The following is a 15,975-nucleotide window of genomic DNA, read 5'->3' on the forward strand; positions in this document are numbered from 1 at the left end:
CGGCCATGCCCCCACACTCACGTGGTGGCCTAGGAACCGAACACTGGAGACCAGACATGGCTTACGACACCGCAAACACCTACGAGACGATCGAACTTTTCGGGCTGACCGAGAAGGACGCGCAGCTGCCGATCCCGGAAGATCACATCCTGACCGACCGCATCATCCGCGAGAGCTTCGAGGCTCTGCTTGGCCCGCTGCGCGGGACCGGGCTTGAAGCGGAAATCGAACCGCTGGCCCATGGGCTCGCCACGATCCTGCAGCGCCGCAAGGTGGCGCTTGGCAAGGAGGTCGACCGCACCGCCGACAAGATCGGCGCGCTGGCAAAATCCCATGACGGATCGGAGATCGCCGAGACCGCGCTCGAAGAGGCGCAGGCGCGCTTTCTGCAGCTGCGCGAGATCGTCGGCGCGATCGAGGTGATGAGCGAGGCCGCAGCGGAATGCTACGAGATCGAAACGGGCCACGCCTTCATCCCGGCAGCCGGATCGCGGGCAAGCGTCCGGGCGCAAGAGACCGGGGCGGTCTTCGAGGCGCGGCAGCTCCTGGAGCAGCACGACCGTGAAACCGCCGAGAAGTCGAAAGTCGAGGGGGTGCCCCTGATCGTCTCGGGAGCCACCGACTGGACCGATGTCGAGGTGATCTTCAACACGCTCGACAAGGTTCGCGAGCGGATCAGGCAAAACCGCAACCAGGAGATATTCCTCTGCCACAAGGGTGGCAAGCACGGGGCGGAGATGATTGCGGCTCGGTGGGCCCGGGCACGCGGGGTAGCGCAGGCGCGCTTCGATCCGCGCTGGTCCGCGCACGGGCGGGCGGCACCGTTCAAGTGCAACGACGAGATGCTGGACGACAAGTTCGCGGCGACGGGGGTTGTACTCTTCGGCGGCAACGGGGTCGCGCTGAACCTCGGGCAGAAGGCAGAAGCGAAAGGCCTGACGGTCATGCGGGTTGCGGACCCGGCGAAGAAGACCGCGGAGACGTGAACATAGAGGGTCGCCTTCGGGCGGCCCTTTCGTCGTTTCTCAAATGTTTGCGAACCTCAGGGGTGTCGCAGCGAACTCCAGCAACGGGTAGCAAAAGTCTTGATGACTGCAATCCGGCCAATCTGTTTTTGGGAATGGCTGGATGGTATCTCGATGCAATCACAGCTTAATGTGGCCGTGCGGCAGAAGACATTTGTTGCGCAGCTCAACACCCGAACAGGTTTTTCCTCGATGCCTTTTTCTCCGGAACGCACCAAAGAGATCCAATCACGCATTGATGCGCGTTTGCGGTCCGGGCAGGCAAACGATTGGGAAGTGTCTTTTCTCACAAACATGGCTGAACGGTTTCAGCGTTATGGAACGGAGACGCGCCTGAGCAAAGCGCAGTATGCGAGCCTGCACAAAGTCTTGAAACTGGAACGGGAAAAACCGGCCCAGACAAGGGCAGCAGCCGACCACAAAACTTCTCAACCAGCACCGAAGCGCAGTACTAGAACGGGTCAGGCAAGACCCCGTCTGGTCTCCGTGACCCGCGCGATCAATGCACCTCGGCGGGCCGTGCGCAAGGCTCAACGCCAAATCATGGTGCCGTTGGTGATCGCTGACGGATTCTTCGCATTGGTTGGATCATTGTTTGAATCATCGAACACGCGATCCACACCCTACAATCCGTCAGCTGTTCCCTCATCGCAAACTGCCGACGCCGCTTACGTCTATGTGATAGGGACACGTGTCAATCAACGTGCTGGACCGTCTACTTCGAATGCCGTGATGGGTGTCTTGAGCGAGGGGACCCGCGTCGAAACGCTGCGCGATGAGGGGCAGTGGACCCAGATTCGATCCAACTTTGGTACGGGCTGGATGTCTTCCAGCTTCTTGTCGTCGGTGGCACCACCTACAGAGCGACCCGCTGCGCAGGACCGGTCGCTTCGCGCCAGCGATGTGCGGATCATCGACGGTGATACGATCAATGTTCGAGGCCTGAGAGCGAACGTGCGTCTCGTTGGATTTAACGCGCCTGAGACATGGAGACCAGCCTGCACTGCAGAGCGTGAGGTCGGGGATCGCGCGACTGCGCGTCTAGGTCAATTAGTGCGGGGTGCGACATCAATTGAATTTGAGCGCGTGGCCTGTTCCTGCCGGCCCGGGACAGAGGGCACGGATCAGTGCAACTTTGGGCGGTTCTGCGGCTCGTTGTTCGTTGACGGTCGGGACGTCGGCAGCACGCTCATTGCTGAAGGTCTGGCCGTGCCGTACAGATGTGGTCGCACCAGCTGTCCCCCACGCCCTCAACCCTGGTGCCGATAGCAGGGGCACTCACCCAACACAGACGACGAATCTTCGCGCGCGGCTGAACGCTGACCCGCTGTGTGGTGCGCGTGACGGATCATTATCCAGATGCATTGGATCAGAACGAACCAAGCCACCTCAGACCGGTATCGACGGGTGCGAACGCGACTGCAAAGTGGCGGCACAAAATCGGGTCTCTCCTTATTGCTCATAGATGTGGATCGCACGGGGTCGGCCCAATCGTGCCCTGCGCTTCGCTCCGGCAAGCCCAAATACGGCTTCCACGGCTAGCCGCGGACCCTCCGCATTTGCGCTTGCGACCGGGCCTCTTGCCCCCGTGCCGGGTGATCCCCATCGCAACAAGGAGTAACCCAAATGACCAACCACTACGTCGCCACCGTCCCCGTCAAGTTCACCGACACCGATGGCCAGGAGCGCACCCGTTTTCAGCGCGTGGGCGCGATGTTCCGCAACACCCGCAACGGGGACGGATCGGAGTTCTTCAGCCTCAAGCTCGACTTCCCGGTCGCGGTCTCGGAGCTGGTGATGTTCCCGCCGAGCGCAAAGGACCCTCAGGACTGAATCCTCTGACGAGGATGGGCCGCCCCGGGACGATCTTGGGGCGGCCCGATCCCTGTTCCAGGGATGCCGTCACCGGCGGTCAGATCGCCCGAGGCGACTTCACGAAGCCGTCGGCCGCTGCGCGTTCAACGGACGCACTCCCCCCGAAATGATCAGGCCGCGACAGACCGGCCAGTCAGCCTCAAGGGGGCCATCCACAAAAACCTATCGGCCAGGGCCTCCCGGTTTTTGCGGCGGAGATTTGGCAAGCCAAATCTGGCCCGCCTTGACCCTGACTGTCCGCCCTGTCGGTGGGGTTTGCGCCCGCCCGCGGTTCCGTCCGAACACATGCGTGTTCGTCCAGACCCTCGGGCGGTGCTGGAGAAGGGGCCTTTGAAGCTGGAGGCTGTGCTGGTGGTGAGGGCGGCAGAGCCGCGTCCCTGCGGGCCGCGGCGTCAAGCGGACACCAAGGCTGCCTGAGCCTGAATACGACGTAAGTATATAATTGACAGCTAGGTATATTATCGTAAGGTAGGGGCAGCCTTGGTGGAAGGTGGCAGGAAATAGGGGGTCTTTCTTCGCATGTCGCGCTCAAAACGTCTCACAGATGCGGACCGCATGGAGATCGTTCGCGAAGCTGCGGAAGGCGTTTCCACTTCAGTGCTGGCGGAACGGTTTGGCGTTTCGGTGCGGGCGATCCAGTACACGCTCAAAGCCGATGCCGAGCGCCAGACGGATGCCGCGATCCCGGTCTCAGCAGTCAGTGTGAAGGTTACGGCTGAGGAGCTTGAGGCGCTCGACGAGGTACTGGCGAAGGCGGGGATCGAGAGCCGGGCCGAGGGGCTGCGGCGGCTCATTCAAGCGGCAGGCGGGGTGTTCGTTCCGGACGCGCAGATGGCAGCAGAGATGGCGCGCTACCGCGCCTCTCTGCACGAGGTTGGCAATGGGGTCGCGCAGATCGCCAAGCAGATGACGCGGGCCAACCGGATGGGGCAGGGGACTGACGGTGGCACGCGTGCCGCGTTCACCGAATTGCGCCTCGCGCAGATGCGCAGGTTGGCGCGGTTCATCCTAGACAGTGCTGACGAGATCGACCTGCTTCTGCGCCGCCGTCGGGACGCGATGCAGCTGGAGGCCACGGCCGCGCTGAGGGAGTTTGCCCATGCGGCTGAATGATGCCGTCGATGCCGTCACGGGCGAGGTCTTCCGGGACGGCTGGAGCCGGATCCGGGGCTCGATGCAGGGGCTGCATGTCGCCAAGCAGAGCCAGCTTGTGCGCGCGGCGGCAGGGCATCGGCCAGCCGTCTTTAAGGCGATCCGGGGCGGCGGTACGCATACCAAATCACAGCTCACAAACCAGCTCGAGTACCTCACCACCAAGTCCACCCATATCGTGGACAGTAGCGGGTTTCTGGATGGCAAGGCAAAGCTCGAGGCGGGTGACATCAAGGATCTGACCGAGCGCTTTGCTAAGCGGTGGGATGCAGGCTTCAAACCCAAGCTTGGCCAGACCACCCACATGCTCATGTCCTTCCCCATCGGCACGCGCGGCGAGGATGTGCGCGACATCGCAACGGATGTAGCCGAGCGGTTCTTCCAGACTGATGAGGGGCATTTCGATTACATCATCGCGGTGCATGAGGACCGCGATCACCCCCATGCGCATCTGGTGCTGAACCGCCGCTCGCAGGAAGGCGAGTTCTTTTTCCTCGGGCGCAACCATCGCTTCAACTATGACGACTTCCGCCTCGCCATGGTCGAGGAGGCGGAGAAGTACGGCGTGCGCCTGGAAGCCGCGCGCCGGGTGGATCGCGGCGTCGTGCATTACCCCGCCCGGACCAGCGAGGTCTATGCGGCGAGGGAAGAGGGCCGCGCGCCCCGCGAACGGGAACGCGTGGGGCAGGACCTGACGCGGACGCTGGCGGAGATCGCCAACACAAGAACTGTCTACCACTCGCTTGCCGCGGAGGCTTCGCGCGAGGCGCGGGAAGACATCGCTGCGGCCCTCTTCCGCGCGGGCGAGGTGCTGGCGCATGGCGGGCAGGTGGACCGAACAGGAGATGTGTACATGGCCGAGGATCAAAGTTTCGAGGATCTGAGAAGCCTCTATGCGGAAAAGCTCGCGCGGGTGCAGGGCATGATCGCCGAGAAGTCCGATGCGGAACGTCCTGTGCTGGAAAAACGCCTCATCCAGATCCAGACGCAGGTCCAGCACATGCAGCCTCTCGGTTTGCGATCATCCACGCTGTCAGAAACCCCCTCGGAGGGCGGGATCTATTCCGAGGCCAATATTGACGCCAGCCAGCGCGAGCGACTGGCCGAGCCCGACCTGAGATCGCGCATTGACGCGGCACTACGGGGCACCGGGATCAGCACATCGGAAGTGGTGGCCCGGATCGAGACGGGCGCCTCAAATGCAGCGCTCGAGCATCAATGGATCGCCAATGATCTCTCCAAAGTAGCTGAGGCGCGCGATCTGACCCTTGAACGCCGCGCCGATCTGGAGCAGGCGCGCGACATTCTCAACGATGTGCATGTCGCGCTTGGCACGCTTCTGGAACGGGAGAACGTGCTGCGTCGGGATGGCGTCATGGAAGCGGAACCGGTCAGCGAGCGGTTCCACTATCACGAGGACGCGGTCCGGGCGATGGAAGGGACAATCCGTCAGGAGATGCGCGCAGACGGCCTGACAGCGCAGCAGATCGAGGACCGGGACTGGGAGGTTGTGGCAAGGGCGGAGCACCGGGTTGAGGCGGAGCAGCGCGCGTATCTCGAGAAACACCCGGAGCTGCTGGCACGGCCGGGCGATGTGATCGACCGGTCTGAACCCTACAGGGAGGCCATCACCGATGCGGCCCGCGCCAGCGAGATCACCCGCGAGGTCGACCGGATCATGGAGAGTCGCGATGTCCGCACCCCAGTTGCGGATGCTGTCACCAAGGACTTGCGCGCGCGCTATCCAGACATGCCGTCCCACCTCGCCCGTGGGCTCGGCGCGACCTATGCCGACGTCGTCGATATGCGGGACACGGAGGCCATCAATCAGGTTCGCCGCGACAACGAGTTGCGCGAGGGGCTTGGGGTTGGCACGCGTGACGAACGTCTAGCCACCCGCGATGAAACGGCGCCGCAGACTGACCGTACCGACCTTCTCGCAGACGAAATCGCGCGTGTCCTGGACCATGAGCGGGCGGGGGAGTTGTCCGCGCCCTTCGAGACCGAGGCGGAGCGGGACGCTTTCCGCGGCGAGATCGCGCGGGTGCTGGATGACCGCCAACTTGCGCGGCTCACATCCGGCGATGCCGATGCGCTGGACAAGGTTCTCGAGGACCGCCTCGACCGGCTCTATGTCGCCAAGGTCTACCTGCAATCCGATGCCGCAACGGCCAACACCGAGGCCCTGCGTCAAGTGGTCGATGATCTGGCCGATGCCGAGTATGAAAAACACCGCGCGACAGACGTGGACGGCGAGACTGAGCGGGGCCAGGTCCATTGAGCGCGCCCATGGGAAAGGCGCGGATCGCGACCGGCGTTTTGCTGGTAACGCTGGTGACCGCCGCCATGGGCTATACCATCGCCTCGGCGGTGCTGACCTACCAGGATCTCGGCTTCGGGGCCGAGATCGACTTCGCCTATATCGCGCAGAACTACATGGGGATCCGCGATCGCCGCCCGGAGGACGCGCAACTTATTCACCTGATCATCGGCAGCTTCGCCGCCGCTGGCATGATGCTGAGCCTCGCTCTCTCAGGTTCAGCTCTGACACGGTTTGGCCAAACCCATTGGCAGAGCGCGCGCGAGATGAAGGCCAACGGGTTTTTTGGCGCGCCCGGCACCGGCTTCATCCTCGGCAAGCTGGGGACGCCCGGCTCCCGCGCAAAATACATTTGCTCCAAGGTCTTCCCGCATGCGCTGATCGTGGCGCCCACGGGTCGCGGTAAGACCACGGGCTTTGTCATTCCGAACCTGCTGACCTGGCAAGGCTCTGCCGTGACGCTTGATGTGAAGGGCGAGTGTTTCGAGGCCACCGCCCGCCACCGCGCAGCACAGGGCGACAAGGTCTATCGGTTTGCCCCCACCGATTGGGAGGGCAAGCGCACGCATCGCTACAACCCGCTCCTGCGCATCTATCAACTGAAAGACCCCGCGCGCCAGCAGATGGAATTGCAGCTTCTGGCGACGCTCTTCCTGCAGAGCGACAATGACCGGGTGCAGGGCCTCCTCAAAGGCGGGATCGATCTCTTCGTGGCGGCAGGCCTGCTGGCCTTCCAGCGCAAGCGCCCGACCCTGGGCGAGATCTACCGCATCGCGGCCTCGGGCGGGAACAAGCAGAAGGAGTATTTCGCGCGGGGCCACGAGGTCGACAACAGGGCGGCCAAACTGATCTTCACGCGGCTCGCTTCGACCAATAACGACACGCTGACCTCCTATGTCTCGCTCCTGATGACCTCGGGGCTCGACCAATGGCAGAATCCTGCCATAGACGAGGCGACGGCGGTCTCGGATTTTGATTTCCGGACGATCCGCAAGAAGCCCTTTTCGGTCTATCTCGTGGTCCAGCCGCTGATGGTGAAACCGCTCGCGCCGCTGATCCGCCTCTTCTTCTCCGATCTTCTTTCCGCCATGCAGGAAAAGGACCCGGGGCCTGACGAGCCGTGGCCCGTGATGATCATGCTCGACGAGTTCAACCGCTTGGGCAAAATGCCGATCGTGGTCGAGAGCATCGAGACGCTGCGGACCTATCGCGGTCATCTGGCCGTGGTCACGCAAACCATCCCCGCCCTCGATGAAATCTACGGCGAGAACACCCGCCGCGCCCTGCAGGGTAACGCCGGCGTGAAGCTCTACCTCACGCCCTCTGACGAAAAGACCGTCGAGGAGCTGAGCAAGGCGGTCGGCAAGACCACGAAGACCGTGGTCACGCGGTCGCAATCCATCGGCAAGAACCCCTTCGAGGGGCGCAGCCAATCAACACGGACCGAGGAAAGCTCCTTGCTTCCTGAAGATGAAGCGCGCCGCCTGCCGCTCGACGAGATAGTCATGGTCATCGATGCCCAGATGCCGGTCCGGGCAAAGCGGATCCAGTACTTCGACGATCGGCTGTTCAAGGCAATCCACGCGGCACAGACGGGGGAGTTGCCGTTTCCGAAGCCGGGAGGAGGGGGGCCGCAGGGGAACCTGCCGCTGAGCGTGCGCGCCATGCCGATGACTCCGCCCGCGAACGGACCAAGTGGGTCTGACGCCGTTGTGGAGACCACACGCCAAGAAGCGGGTAGTCAAACGTCAGGGCAAACCGACGTCGCACCAAAAAAGACTGCGCCTGTCGTTTACGCCGTCGTCGCGGAGGAACAGCGACAGATGGAGATGGATTTTGGGGGCCCGGTCGCGGATACCGAGACAGTGCGCGTGGATGATGAGGCGCAGATGCGCTCTGCAGTCGATGGCTTAGAAGACATGGAAGCGATGCTGCAGGAGGAAGGTGGTCAAAAGCTGGTAACCCGATAGGGTAGCGAGGGTCGTATGCCGGTCGACCGGGGCGGTTTACGGCCATTCGCTGCGCCTTAGACGAATGGCCGCTTTTCTCAAAGCCCAGACTTCCGAAATCAGAAGTCCCAATCGTCGTCTTCCGTCGCGACCGCCTTGCCGATCACGTAGGACGAGCCCGATCCAGAGAAGAAGTCGTGATTTTCGTCCGAATTGGGCGAGAGCGCGGCCATGATCGCCGGATTGACCTTGCAAGCTTCGTCGGGAAACAGCGCCTCGAAGCCGAGGTTCTGTAGCGCCTTATTGGCGTTGTAGTGCAGGAACTGCTTCACATCCTCGGTCAGGCCCAGCTGGTCGTAAAGGTGTTCGGTATAGCGTGCCTCGATCTCGTAGAGATCGAACAGAAGCGAAAAAGCGAAGTCCTTCAGCTCTGTTTGTTCGGCCGCGCCGATCCGTTCCAACCCGCGCTGGAATTTGTAACCGACATAGTACCCATGGATCGCCTCGTCGCGGATGATCAGGCGGATCAGGTCGGCGGTGTTGGTCAGCCGTGCCCGCGAGGACCAATGCATCGGCAGGTAGAAGCCGGAATAGAACAGAAAGCTTTCGAGAAAGACGCTTGCGATCTTCTTGCGCAGGGGCGAAGCGGTTGCATCGTATTCGTCGAGGATCAGCCGTGACTTGGCTTGCAGATGCTCGCTTTCGGCTGACCAACGGAAGGCTTCGTCGACCTCGGCGGTCTGGCACAGGGTCGAGAAGACCGACGAATAGCTGCGCGCATGCACGGCCTCCATGAAGGCTATATTGCTCAGCACCGCCTCTTCGTGCGGAGTGATTGCATCTGCCATCAATGTCGGCGCGCCCACGCAGTTCTGTATCGTGTCCAGAAGCGTCAGCCCGGTGAAGACGCGGATCGTCAGCGCGCGCTCATCCTCGGTCAGTTGCGACCAGCTTTGCACATCGTTGGACAGCGGCACCTTCTCCGGCAGCCAGAAATTGACCGTCAGCCGGTTCCAGATTTCCAGGTCCTTGTCGTCTTCCAGACGGTTCCAGTTGATCGCGCGGGGGATCGGGCGGGATTGTGTTTGGATGAAGTCTTTCATGTCGGCCTCACAGGGAACAGGAAACGCAGCCCTGCACCTCGGTCCCTTCAAGGGCCATTTGGCGCAGGCGAATGTAGTAGATTGTCTTGATGCCTTTCTTCCACGCATAGATCTGCGCACGGTTGATGTCGCGCGTCGTAGCCTCGGCGGGGAAGAACAGGGTCAGCGAAAGGCCCTGATCGACATGCTGCGTCGCCGCTGCATAGGTGTCAATGATAGCCTCCGGGCCGATTTCGTAGGCATCGCGGTAATATTCGAGGTTGTCGTTGGTCATGTAGGGGGCGGGGTAGTAGACCCGGCCAATTTTGCCCTCCTTGCGGATCTCGACCTTCGAAGTGATCGGATGGATCGAGGAGGTGGCGTTATTGATATAGCTGATTGACCCGGTGGGCGGCACGGCCTGCAGGTTGCGGTTATAAAGTCCGTCTTTCATCACCGCGTCTCGCAGGGCCGTCCAATCCGCGCGAGAAGGCACCGGGATGCCCGCTTTTGCGAAGAGATCGCGGACACGGTCGGTTTCGGGCTGCCAGTCGCGATCGACGTATTTGGCGAAAAACGACCCGTCGGCATAGGCGGATTTCTCAAAGCCCTCAAAGTGCGTGCCGCGTTCTCGCGCCAAAGAGTTCGAGGTGGTAAGCGCGTGGTAGAGCACTGTGCAGAAGTAGATATTGGTGAAGTCGATCCCTTCGCGCGATCCGTAATGGATGCATTCGCGCGCCAGATAGCCGTGTAGGTTCATTTGCCCCAGCCCGATCGCATGGCTGCGGTCATTGCCCTTTCGGATCGAAGGCACGCTGTCGATAGCGCTCATCTCGGAAACCGCGTTCAACGCGCGGATCGCCGTGCCAACCGAGGCCGCCAGATCGCCGCCATCCATCGCCCGAGCGATGTTCATCGAGCCCAGATTGCACGAGATGTCGGTGCCCATATGGGCGTAGCTCAGATCGTCGTTGAATTCCGACGCCTCGTTCACCTGCAGGATCTCGGAGCAGAGGTTCGACATGGCTATGCGACCCGCGATGGGATTGGCACGGTTCACCGTGTCTTCGAACATGATGTAGGGATAGCCGCTTTCGAACTGGATCTCGGCTATGGTCTGAAAGAAGGCGCGCGCGTTGATCTTGTTTTTTCGGATTCGCGGATCGTCGACCATCTCGTGATACTTCTCGGAGACGGAAAGATCGGAGAAGGCGCAGCCATAGACCTTTTCGACGTCATGCGGCGAGAAGAGATACATGTCCTCGTTCTTCTTAGCCAACTCGAAGGTGATGTCGGGAATCACCACACCGAGGGACAGCGTTTTGATGCGGATCTTCTCATCGGCGTTTTCGCGCTTGGTATCGAGGAAGCGTAGGATGTCGGGATGGTGCGCGTTTAGATAGACCGCGCCCGCGCCCTGACGCGCGCCCAGCTGATTGGCGTAGGAAAAGCTGTCCTCAAGAAGCTTCATCACCGGGATTACACCCGAGGACTGGTTCTCGATCCCTTTGATCGGTGCGCCGTGTTCGCGGATGTTGGTCAGCATCAGGGCCACGCCTCCGCCGCGCTTGCTGAGCTGAAGGGCCGAATTGATGCCGCGTCCGATGCTTTCCATGTTGTCTTCGAGCCGCAGAAGGAAGCACGAGACGAACTCGCCGCGGGCCTTCTTTCCGGCATTCAGGAAGGTGGGCGTCGCTGGTTGAAAACGGCCCTCCACGATCTCGGTCATCAGGCGTAGCGCCAGCGCCGTGTCCCCACGCGCCAGCGTCAGCGCGTTCATCACCACGCGGTCCTCGTAGCGTTCAAGATAGCGCTGCCCGTCGCGAGTCTTCAGCGTATAGGAGGTGTAATATTTGAACGCGCCGAGGAAGGTCGGGAAGCGGAATTTCAGCGCATAGGCGGCATCCCAGATCTCATGCAGGAAGGCGCGGTCATATTGCGCCAGTACCTCGGGCTCGTAGTACCCCTCATCTACCAGGTAGCCGAGCTTTTCATCCAGCGAGTGGAAGAACACGGTGTTCTGGTTAACGTGTTGCAGGAAATATTGGCGCGCGGCCTTGCGGTCGGCGTCGAACTGGATGCGGCCTTCCTCGTCGTAGAGGTTCAGCATCGCGTTCAGCGCGTGGTAGTCGAGATCTGCGGTTACGCTTGCATCAAGCATGTCTTGTCCTCTTGATCGGCCCAAAACCGGGCGAGCCCGGAGCGGATGCGGGTGATGTCAGTGTCGGTTCCAGCCAATTCGAACCGGTACAGGACGGGCACGCCGCATTTGGCGGCGATCACGTCGCCGGCCATTGCGAACGTGGATCCGAAGTTGCGATTGCCGCCTGCGATGACGCCGCGCAAGCGCGCACGAGCTGAAGGGTCGTTGAGAAAACGGATGACCTGTTTCGGCACCGCGCCGCGGCCCTCGGCATCGGCATAGGTCGGGCTGATCAGCACGAAGGGGCCATCCGTCTGCGGCAGCGGATCACTCTTGCGGATGGGCAGGCGTACCGCGGGCAGGCCCAGCCGTTCCACCAGCCGCGCCGTATTGCCCGACCCGCTTGAGAAGTAGACCAGCCCGGCCATCAGATTAGGACAGCCGACCGATCATGTCGGGACGAAAGCCCGCCCAGTGGTCCTCGCCCGCGACGACCACTGGGGCCTGGCGGTAGCCCAACGCCTGGACCCGATCCATCGCTGCGGCATCCTCGGTCAGATCGACGACCTCATAGGGCAAGCCGCGGGCATCGAGCGCGCGGGTGGTCGCGGTGCATTGCACACAGGCAGGTTTGGAATAGACGGTGATGGTCATCTCTTTGTCCCTTGTCTGTTATGCGGTCTACAGGACAGGGACACGGAACCGGGGCGTGCGCGACACGCGACACCCGATCACGCGCCCAGGCCCTCCGCCCGCGGTCGTCGTTTATATGGTCCTGGCAGGTCTCCTGACTTCACGGCTCAAGTGCGCAGGTCCCCTTCCCGGCACATCACGCACCAGTGGCTTTGACCTGAGCTTGCCGCTTACAGTTGCGGGGGCAGTGCCGGATTTTCACCAGCTTCCCTTTTCACCCGACGCAATGACTCGCGGGCACCAAGACAACTGCATGTTGATCCTCGTGATGAGGCGATGTCAATATCTTGTAGAGGGATTGGCTTGGTTTTTTGTGCAAGCGGACGAGATACGTCGAGGCAAGAACGTTTGAACACTTCCAGCCCTTCGATATGTGCCGCTGGTTTGATGGCCGGTTTTGCTGTGCAACAACCGCACAGATGGCTTTTGGGCCAGTTCACGCTGACATCCTCGCGCTGAGCCAAGGCCGCCGTTTGCTCGTACTTCAAGTAATGTCGACTTCGGGCCGACCTCTACAGACCGGCCCGACTTCTTAGAGTTCCACCGCCTCCGCGATGGCGAGCGCATCTTCGAGCTCGACGCCGAGGTAGCGCACCGTACTATCCATTTTCGTATGGCCGAGGAGAAGCTGCACTGCGCGGAGGTTGCCAGTCTTGCGATATATCTGCGCCACCTTGGTCCGGCGCATGGAGTGCGTGCCGTAGGCGCTTGGCTCGAGACCGATAGACGTCACCCAATTCCGAACGAGGCGGGCGTATTGCCTTGTTGAAATATGCTGGCGTTCGTGAAAGCGACCGGGCCAGAGATGCTCCGACCCGATCATCAGTGGAGCCTCGAGCCAAACCGCGATGGCTTTTCGCGTTCCCTCGCTGATCTCGAAGCTCACCGGCTTATGGGTTTTGCTCTGGACGATCGAAGCGCGGTGTTTGACATGTCCGGCCGCGTAGACGTCAGCGACCTTAAGCTTTACAAGGTCGCATCCGCGCAACTTGCTGTCGATGGCAAGACTGAAGAGCGCCAGTTCGCGAAGCCGCTGGGCGATCTCGAGTCGGACCCGGATCGCCCACACATGCTTCGGCTCGAGCGGACGCTTCTGGCCGACGATGCGGCCCTTGTTCCAAGCGGGACGGCAGGCTCGGATGGCTGGCAGGTTTGTAGTCGGCATGGTGGTTCCTCCGATCCACCACGCCCGCCACGTCTTCGGCATCATGCCGACGACTTGGCATAGCAAATCCCCGGCGCTGTGTCGCAATTGCGGCGGTGCGCGCCTGCCGCAGCGCCGCATGGTAGCTTTGAGCCTTTCTCGACATTCGGCAACATCTGGATACAGACATGCTCCATGTCGATGATCGAAGATTTAAAGAGAATTGAGAGATTGGTCTTGCCGACCGATCCGAGCTTTCGTGCCATCGATATCGAGGAAATGGATCGTCACATCAATGACGTCCGGCAAAATGCACTCGCGACAGAAAAGGATGCGTTTCTTCTGTCTCTGATGCGACTTCTCGCACTTCCGGGGAATGGGCATACTCGCCTGATCCCGAACCATGCGATCTCGGTGCTGCCGCTTCGCTTTGTAACGGTAGGGACGGCCGTGCGATTGCTCGGTGTCCCGACTGATTTCGACGCGTCGACCGGGAGCGAATTGGTTTCCATCAATGACTTTCCCGTCAGCGAGATCGAGGACGCCGCATCGCCTTTTCTGGCGGGAACGAGACAGCGAAAACGGGTCATTGGGCCAATCCTCTTCGCCTGGCCGAGTGCATTGGTCCGTTTGGGCGTGTGTTCCGAAAACGGGCCGATCAAATACCAGATGCGCGACCAGACGGGGCGGCTCATCGAGCTTGTTCCGGATTGGAAGAACAGGGTTCCCGGATCATCACTTTACCCGCGAAACGAGCATGGGAAATCCGAAGTGACCTGGCCTCATGGGACCTTTTTAGAGATCAAGGATTTCGGCCGACACGGACTGCTGATGGTGCTTCCGAGCTTCTTCGATCCCGGTGAAACGATGCTCGCCAATGCGATTGACGAAGCGTCGGAGCTGGCACGGTCGCGCCCCTCGACGCCCCTTCTAATCGATATCAGAGGAAATACAGGCGGCAACTTCTTCAAGGCCCTGCCATTGATCGACGCGATCTCGGAGGGCGGAGAGGACCGGCGGGTTGGTGTTATTGTCGACAAGTTCACCTTCTCTGCTGCAATCGTCTTCGTCGCCATCCTGAAACACCGCCTCGGAGCGCGGCTTAGATTGATTGGCGAAGAGATGGGGGACGACCTTACGTTCTTCGCGGAAGGTGGGGCAATTGACCTGTCGACAGACGGCGCGGTTGCCCGATACTCATCCGCCTTTCATGACTGGGCTCAAGGTCGGATCGACGAGACCACCCCGAGAGCGATCGCGAAAGAGATCGTCGCGGTCGGAAAACTGGAGTTAGACTGTCGCTGGATTGCGGCTGCGCAAGATCGTGAAGCGCGCGATCTTTTCTGCCGGGAGTTTCTCGCCGATCTGCAATCATGAATGAATGTCCGCCCTGTCCCGTACTGCTGACTTTGGGCTGCCAGGCTATGCTGCACGTGGCCACGGATGGCTGGTTCGGGGTGGCTGCACTGCAGCGACGGGCCGCTGCTTGAGCGGTAGGTAAGGGCCGTCACCGCCTGCCGAGGCGACCCAACCTTGAAAGCTGTGCAAGCATTCGGGCTCCTGTGCCGGTCCCGTCGCGGGGAGGAGCTGCAGTTGGCCCTCCCGCAGTGTTGGGTCGGCTTGGCAACGCTTGAACACCAAAGAATTGGCGCGCGCGCAGGGCTGCGTACTCCGCGCCAGTCGCACCTCCGATGGCGTACCGGTTGTAGACCTGTTGGCTGCCGGCAAGCCCTCGGGCAAAGGCATAGCTTCCTCCAAAGCCGGCTGAGAGTGCTGGCATCATGATGTTTCCGGAGATCGCCCGAACAAGGAAGGGCGTTGCTATGATGAATCCCTTCGCCATCAGCACCATCATGAAGAACGGGATGAGCGCGCCGATGTTGGAGGCGCCTTCCGGGTCGCCCAGCTCGGCAAGAAGCGCTCGCGAGACACCCGTGATCGTTGCGAACACGCCGGCAACGACAATCGGGTACATCGCAAAGGAAATCAGCGCCGAAAGCCAGCGCGCGAAATAATCCTTGGTCACTTCAAACAGTGTCAGGAAGATCATGACCGGCGCGATCCCGATAAGTAGAGCGATCATGAGCCTGGACGCAACGACTATGAACGCCGCCAAGCCACCGAGGATCGAGAGCAGCAAAACGCCAAGTGTGTCCAACAGGGCACCTGCCATCCAGTTCAGTTCAGACCCCGCGGCATTCAGATAGTCCCCGAGCGCTGCGATCAGGTCATCGAACTCCTCTGCGAAGGTACCGGATGGGCCCGGTGATCCGCCGCCGACAGAGGCCACGAGCGACCCGGCAATGCTGTCGATCCCGTTCAGGATCGCCGCAGCAAGGATGTTGAACTGTACCCAGTTGGTTGCAAATGCGCCTATCAGCGCGACCTTCACGGCGAGCCAAATGGCCGTGCGCCCGTCCATGGCGCGATACTGGTAGATCGTGTTGATGAAAACCAGAATGACAACGAACGTGGTGCCGAGGACGAGCATCGTTCCGACTGTTGCAGCGACCGCGCCAAATTGTGTCTCGGCAGCGGTATTTAGATAGCCTTCCGCCGTTTCCACGAAGTAGGTGACGACGCTCATGGAAC

At 61.2% G+C, this 15,975-nt stretch carries 13 protein-coding genes and 1 riboswitch; of the genes, 7 read left to right on the top strand and 6 right to left on the bottom strand.

The window, feature by feature from the left end:
* Window positions 1-56: 56 nt before the first annotated feature.
* From FIV09_RS19800 to FIV09_RS19825, 6 genes are all read left to right on the top strand, one after another.
* Complete coding sequence (locus tag FIV09_RS19800) at window positions 57-986, top strand: DUF2493 domain-containing protein (protein ID WP_152453344.1); 930 nt, start codon at window positions 57-59, stop codon at window positions 984-986.
* Window positions 987-1,088: 102 nt separating this feature from the next.
* Complete coding sequence (locus tag FIV09_RS19805) at window positions 1,089-2,294, top strand: SH3 domain-containing protein (RefSeq protein WP_254702482.1); 1,206 nt, start codon at window positions 1,089-1,091, stop codon at window positions 2,292-2,294.
* A 357-nt stretch (window positions 2,295-2,651) separates the two neighbouring features.
* Window positions 2,652-2,858, top strand: a complete 207-nt coding sequence (locus FIV09_RS19810) for a hypothetical protein (protein ID WP_007120662.1) — start codon at window positions 2,652-2,654, stop codon at window positions 2,856-2,858.
* Window positions 2,859-3,419: 561 nt separating this feature from the next.
* A complete protein-coding gene (locus tag FIV09_RS19815) occupies window positions 3,420-4,013 on the top strand; it encodes a helix-turn-helix domain-containing protein (RefSeq protein ID WP_152453348.1) in 594 nt (197 codons plus the stop codon).
* Window positions 4,000-6,333 carry a relaxase/mobilization nuclease domain-containing protein gene (locus FIV09_RS19820; protein ID WP_152453351.1) on the top strand — a complete coding sequence of 778 codons (2,334 nt, stop codon included), beginning with the start codon at window positions 4,000-4,002 and terminating at the stop codon, window positions 6,331-6,333. The genes FIV09_RS19815 and FIV09_RS19820 overlap by 14 nt, the downstream gene beginning before the upstream one ends.
* 8 nt (window positions 6,334-6,341) lie before the next feature.
* Window positions 6,342-8,342 carry a type IV secretory system conjugative DNA transfer family protein gene (locus tag FIV09_RS19825; protein WP_152453353.1) on the top strand — a complete coding sequence of 667 codons (2,001 nt, stop codon included), beginning with the start codon at window positions 6,342-6,344 and terminating at the stop codon, window positions 8,340-8,342.
* 98 nt (window positions 8,343-8,440) lie between these two features.
* Here FIV09_RS19825 and nrdF read toward each other — a convergent pair whose 3' ends face one another.
* The 5 genes from nrdF to FIV09_RS19850 form a co-directional block, all read right to left on the bottom strand.
* Complete coding sequence (gene nrdF / locus FIV09_RS19830; RefSeq protein WP_152453355.1) at window positions 8,441-9,424, bottom strand: class 1b ribonucleoside-diphosphate reductase subunit beta; 984 nt, start codon at window positions 9,422-9,424, stop codon at window positions 8,441-8,443.
* A gap of 7 nt (window positions 9,425-9,431) precedes the next feature.
* The gene (nrdE, locus tag FIV09_RS19835) at window positions 9,432-11,564 is read right to left on the bottom strand and encodes a class 1b ribonucleoside-diphosphate reductase subunit alpha (protein ID WP_152453357.1); all 2,133 of its coding nucleotides are present in this window, start codon (window positions 11,562-11,564) and stop codon (window positions 9,432-9,434) included.
* Complete coding sequence (gene nrdI, locus FIV09_RS19840) at window positions 11,546-11,974, bottom strand: class Ib ribonucleoside-diphosphate reductase assembly flavoprotein NrdI (RefSeq protein WP_152453359.1); 429 nt, start codon at window positions 11,972-11,974, stop codon at window positions 11,546-11,548. The genes nrdE and nrdI overlap by 19 nt, the downstream gene beginning before the upstream one ends.
* Window positions 11,975-11,978: 4 nt before the next feature.
* A complete protein-coding gene (gene nrdH, locus FIV09_RS19845) occupies window positions 11,979-12,200 on the bottom strand; it encodes a glutaredoxin-like protein NrdH (protein WP_152453361.1) in 222 nt (73 codons plus the stop codon).
* Window positions 12,201-12,305: 105 nt separating this feature from the next.
* Window positions 12,306-12,499: riboswitch (cobalamin riboswitch) on the bottom strand.
* A gap of 272 nt (window positions 12,500-12,771) precedes the next feature.
* A complete protein-coding gene (locus tag FIV09_RS19850) occupies window positions 12,772-13,404 on the bottom strand; it encodes a tyrosine-type recombinase/integrase (RefSeq protein WP_152453416.1) in 633 nt (210 codons plus the stop codon).
* A gap of 174 nt (window positions 13,405-13,578) precedes the next feature.
* Between FIV09_RS19850 and FIV09_RS19855 the strand changes: the two genes are divergently transcribed.
* Window positions 13,579-14,760 carry a peptidase S41 gene (locus FIV09_RS19855; RefSeq protein ID WP_152453363.1) on the top strand — a complete coding sequence of 394 codons (1,182 nt, stop codon included), beginning with the start codon at window positions 13,579-13,581 and terminating at the stop codon, window positions 14,758-14,760.
* A gap of 130 nt (window positions 14,761-14,890) precedes the next feature.
* On the opposite strand, the gene FIV09_RS19860 is transcribed toward FIV09_RS19855, so the two are convergent.
* Complete coding sequence (locus tag FIV09_RS19860) at window positions 14,891-15,970, bottom strand: type IV secretion system protein (protein ID WP_152453365.1); 1,080 nt, start codon at window positions 15,968-15,970, stop codon at window positions 14,891-14,893.
* Window positions 15,971-15,975: the final 5 nt, after the last annotated feature.

This window comes from Roseivivax sp. THAF197b, assembly GCF_009363255.1.
Taxonomy (GTDB): Bacteria; Pseudomonadota; Alphaproteobacteria; order Rhodobacterales; family Rhodobacteraceae; genus Roseivivax.

What these genes read in the sequence shown, in the direction of transcription:
- FIV09_RS19800 (WP_152453344.1), top strand. Translation starts at nt 57, where the DNA reads ATGGCTTACGACACCGCAAACACCTACGAGACGATCGAACTTTTCGGG.
- FIV09_RS19805 (WP_254702482.1), top strand. Translation starts at nt 1,089, where the DNA reads ATGACTGCAATCCGGCCAATCTGTTTTTGGGAATGGCTGGATGGTATC.
- FIV09_RS19810 (WP_007120662.1), top strand. Translation starts at nt 2,652, where the DNA reads ATGACCAACCACTACGTCGCCACCGTCCCCGTCAAGTTCACCGACACC.
- FIV09_RS19815 (WP_152453348.1), top strand. Translation starts at nt 3,420, where the DNA reads ATGTCGCGCTCAAAACGTCTCACAGATGCGGACCGCATGGAGATCGTT.
- FIV09_RS19820 (WP_152453351.1), top strand. Translation starts at nt 4,000, where the DNA reads ATGCGGCTGAATGATGCCGTCGATGCCGTCACGGGCGAGGTCTTCCGG.
- FIV09_RS19825 (WP_152453353.1), top strand. Translation starts at nt 6,342, where the DNA reads ATGGGAAAGGCGCGGATCGCGACCGGCGTTTTGCTGGTAACGCTGGTG.
- nrdF (WP_152453355.1), bottom strand. Translation starts at nt 9,424, where the DNA reads ATGAAAGACTTCATCCAAACACAATCCCGCCCGATCCCCCGCGCGATC.
- nrdE (WP_152453357.1), bottom strand. Translation starts at nt 11,564, where the DNA reads ATGCTTGATGCAAGCGTAACCGCAGATCTCGACTACCACGCGCTGAAC.
- nrdI (WP_152453359.1), bottom strand. Translation starts at nt 11,974, where the DNA reads ATGGCCGGGCTGGTCTACTTCTCAAGCGGGTCGGGCAATACGGCGCGG.
- nrdH (WP_152453361.1), bottom strand. Translation starts at nt 12,200, where the DNA reads ATGACCATCACCGTCTATTCCAAACCTGCCTGTGTGCAATGCACCGCG.
- FIV09_RS19850 (WP_152453416.1), bottom strand. Translation starts at nt 13,404, where the DNA reads ATGCCGACTACAAACCTGCCAGCCATCCGAGCCTGCCGTCCCGCTTGG.
- FIV09_RS19855 (WP_152453363.1), top strand. Translation starts at nt 13,579, where the DNA reads ATGTCGATGATCGAAGATTTAAAGAGAATTGAGAGATTGGTCTTGCCG.
- FIV09_RS19860 (WP_152453365.1), bottom strand. Translation starts at nt 15,970, where the DNA reads ATGAGCGTCGTCACCTACTTCGTGGAAACGGCGGAAGGCTATCTAAAT.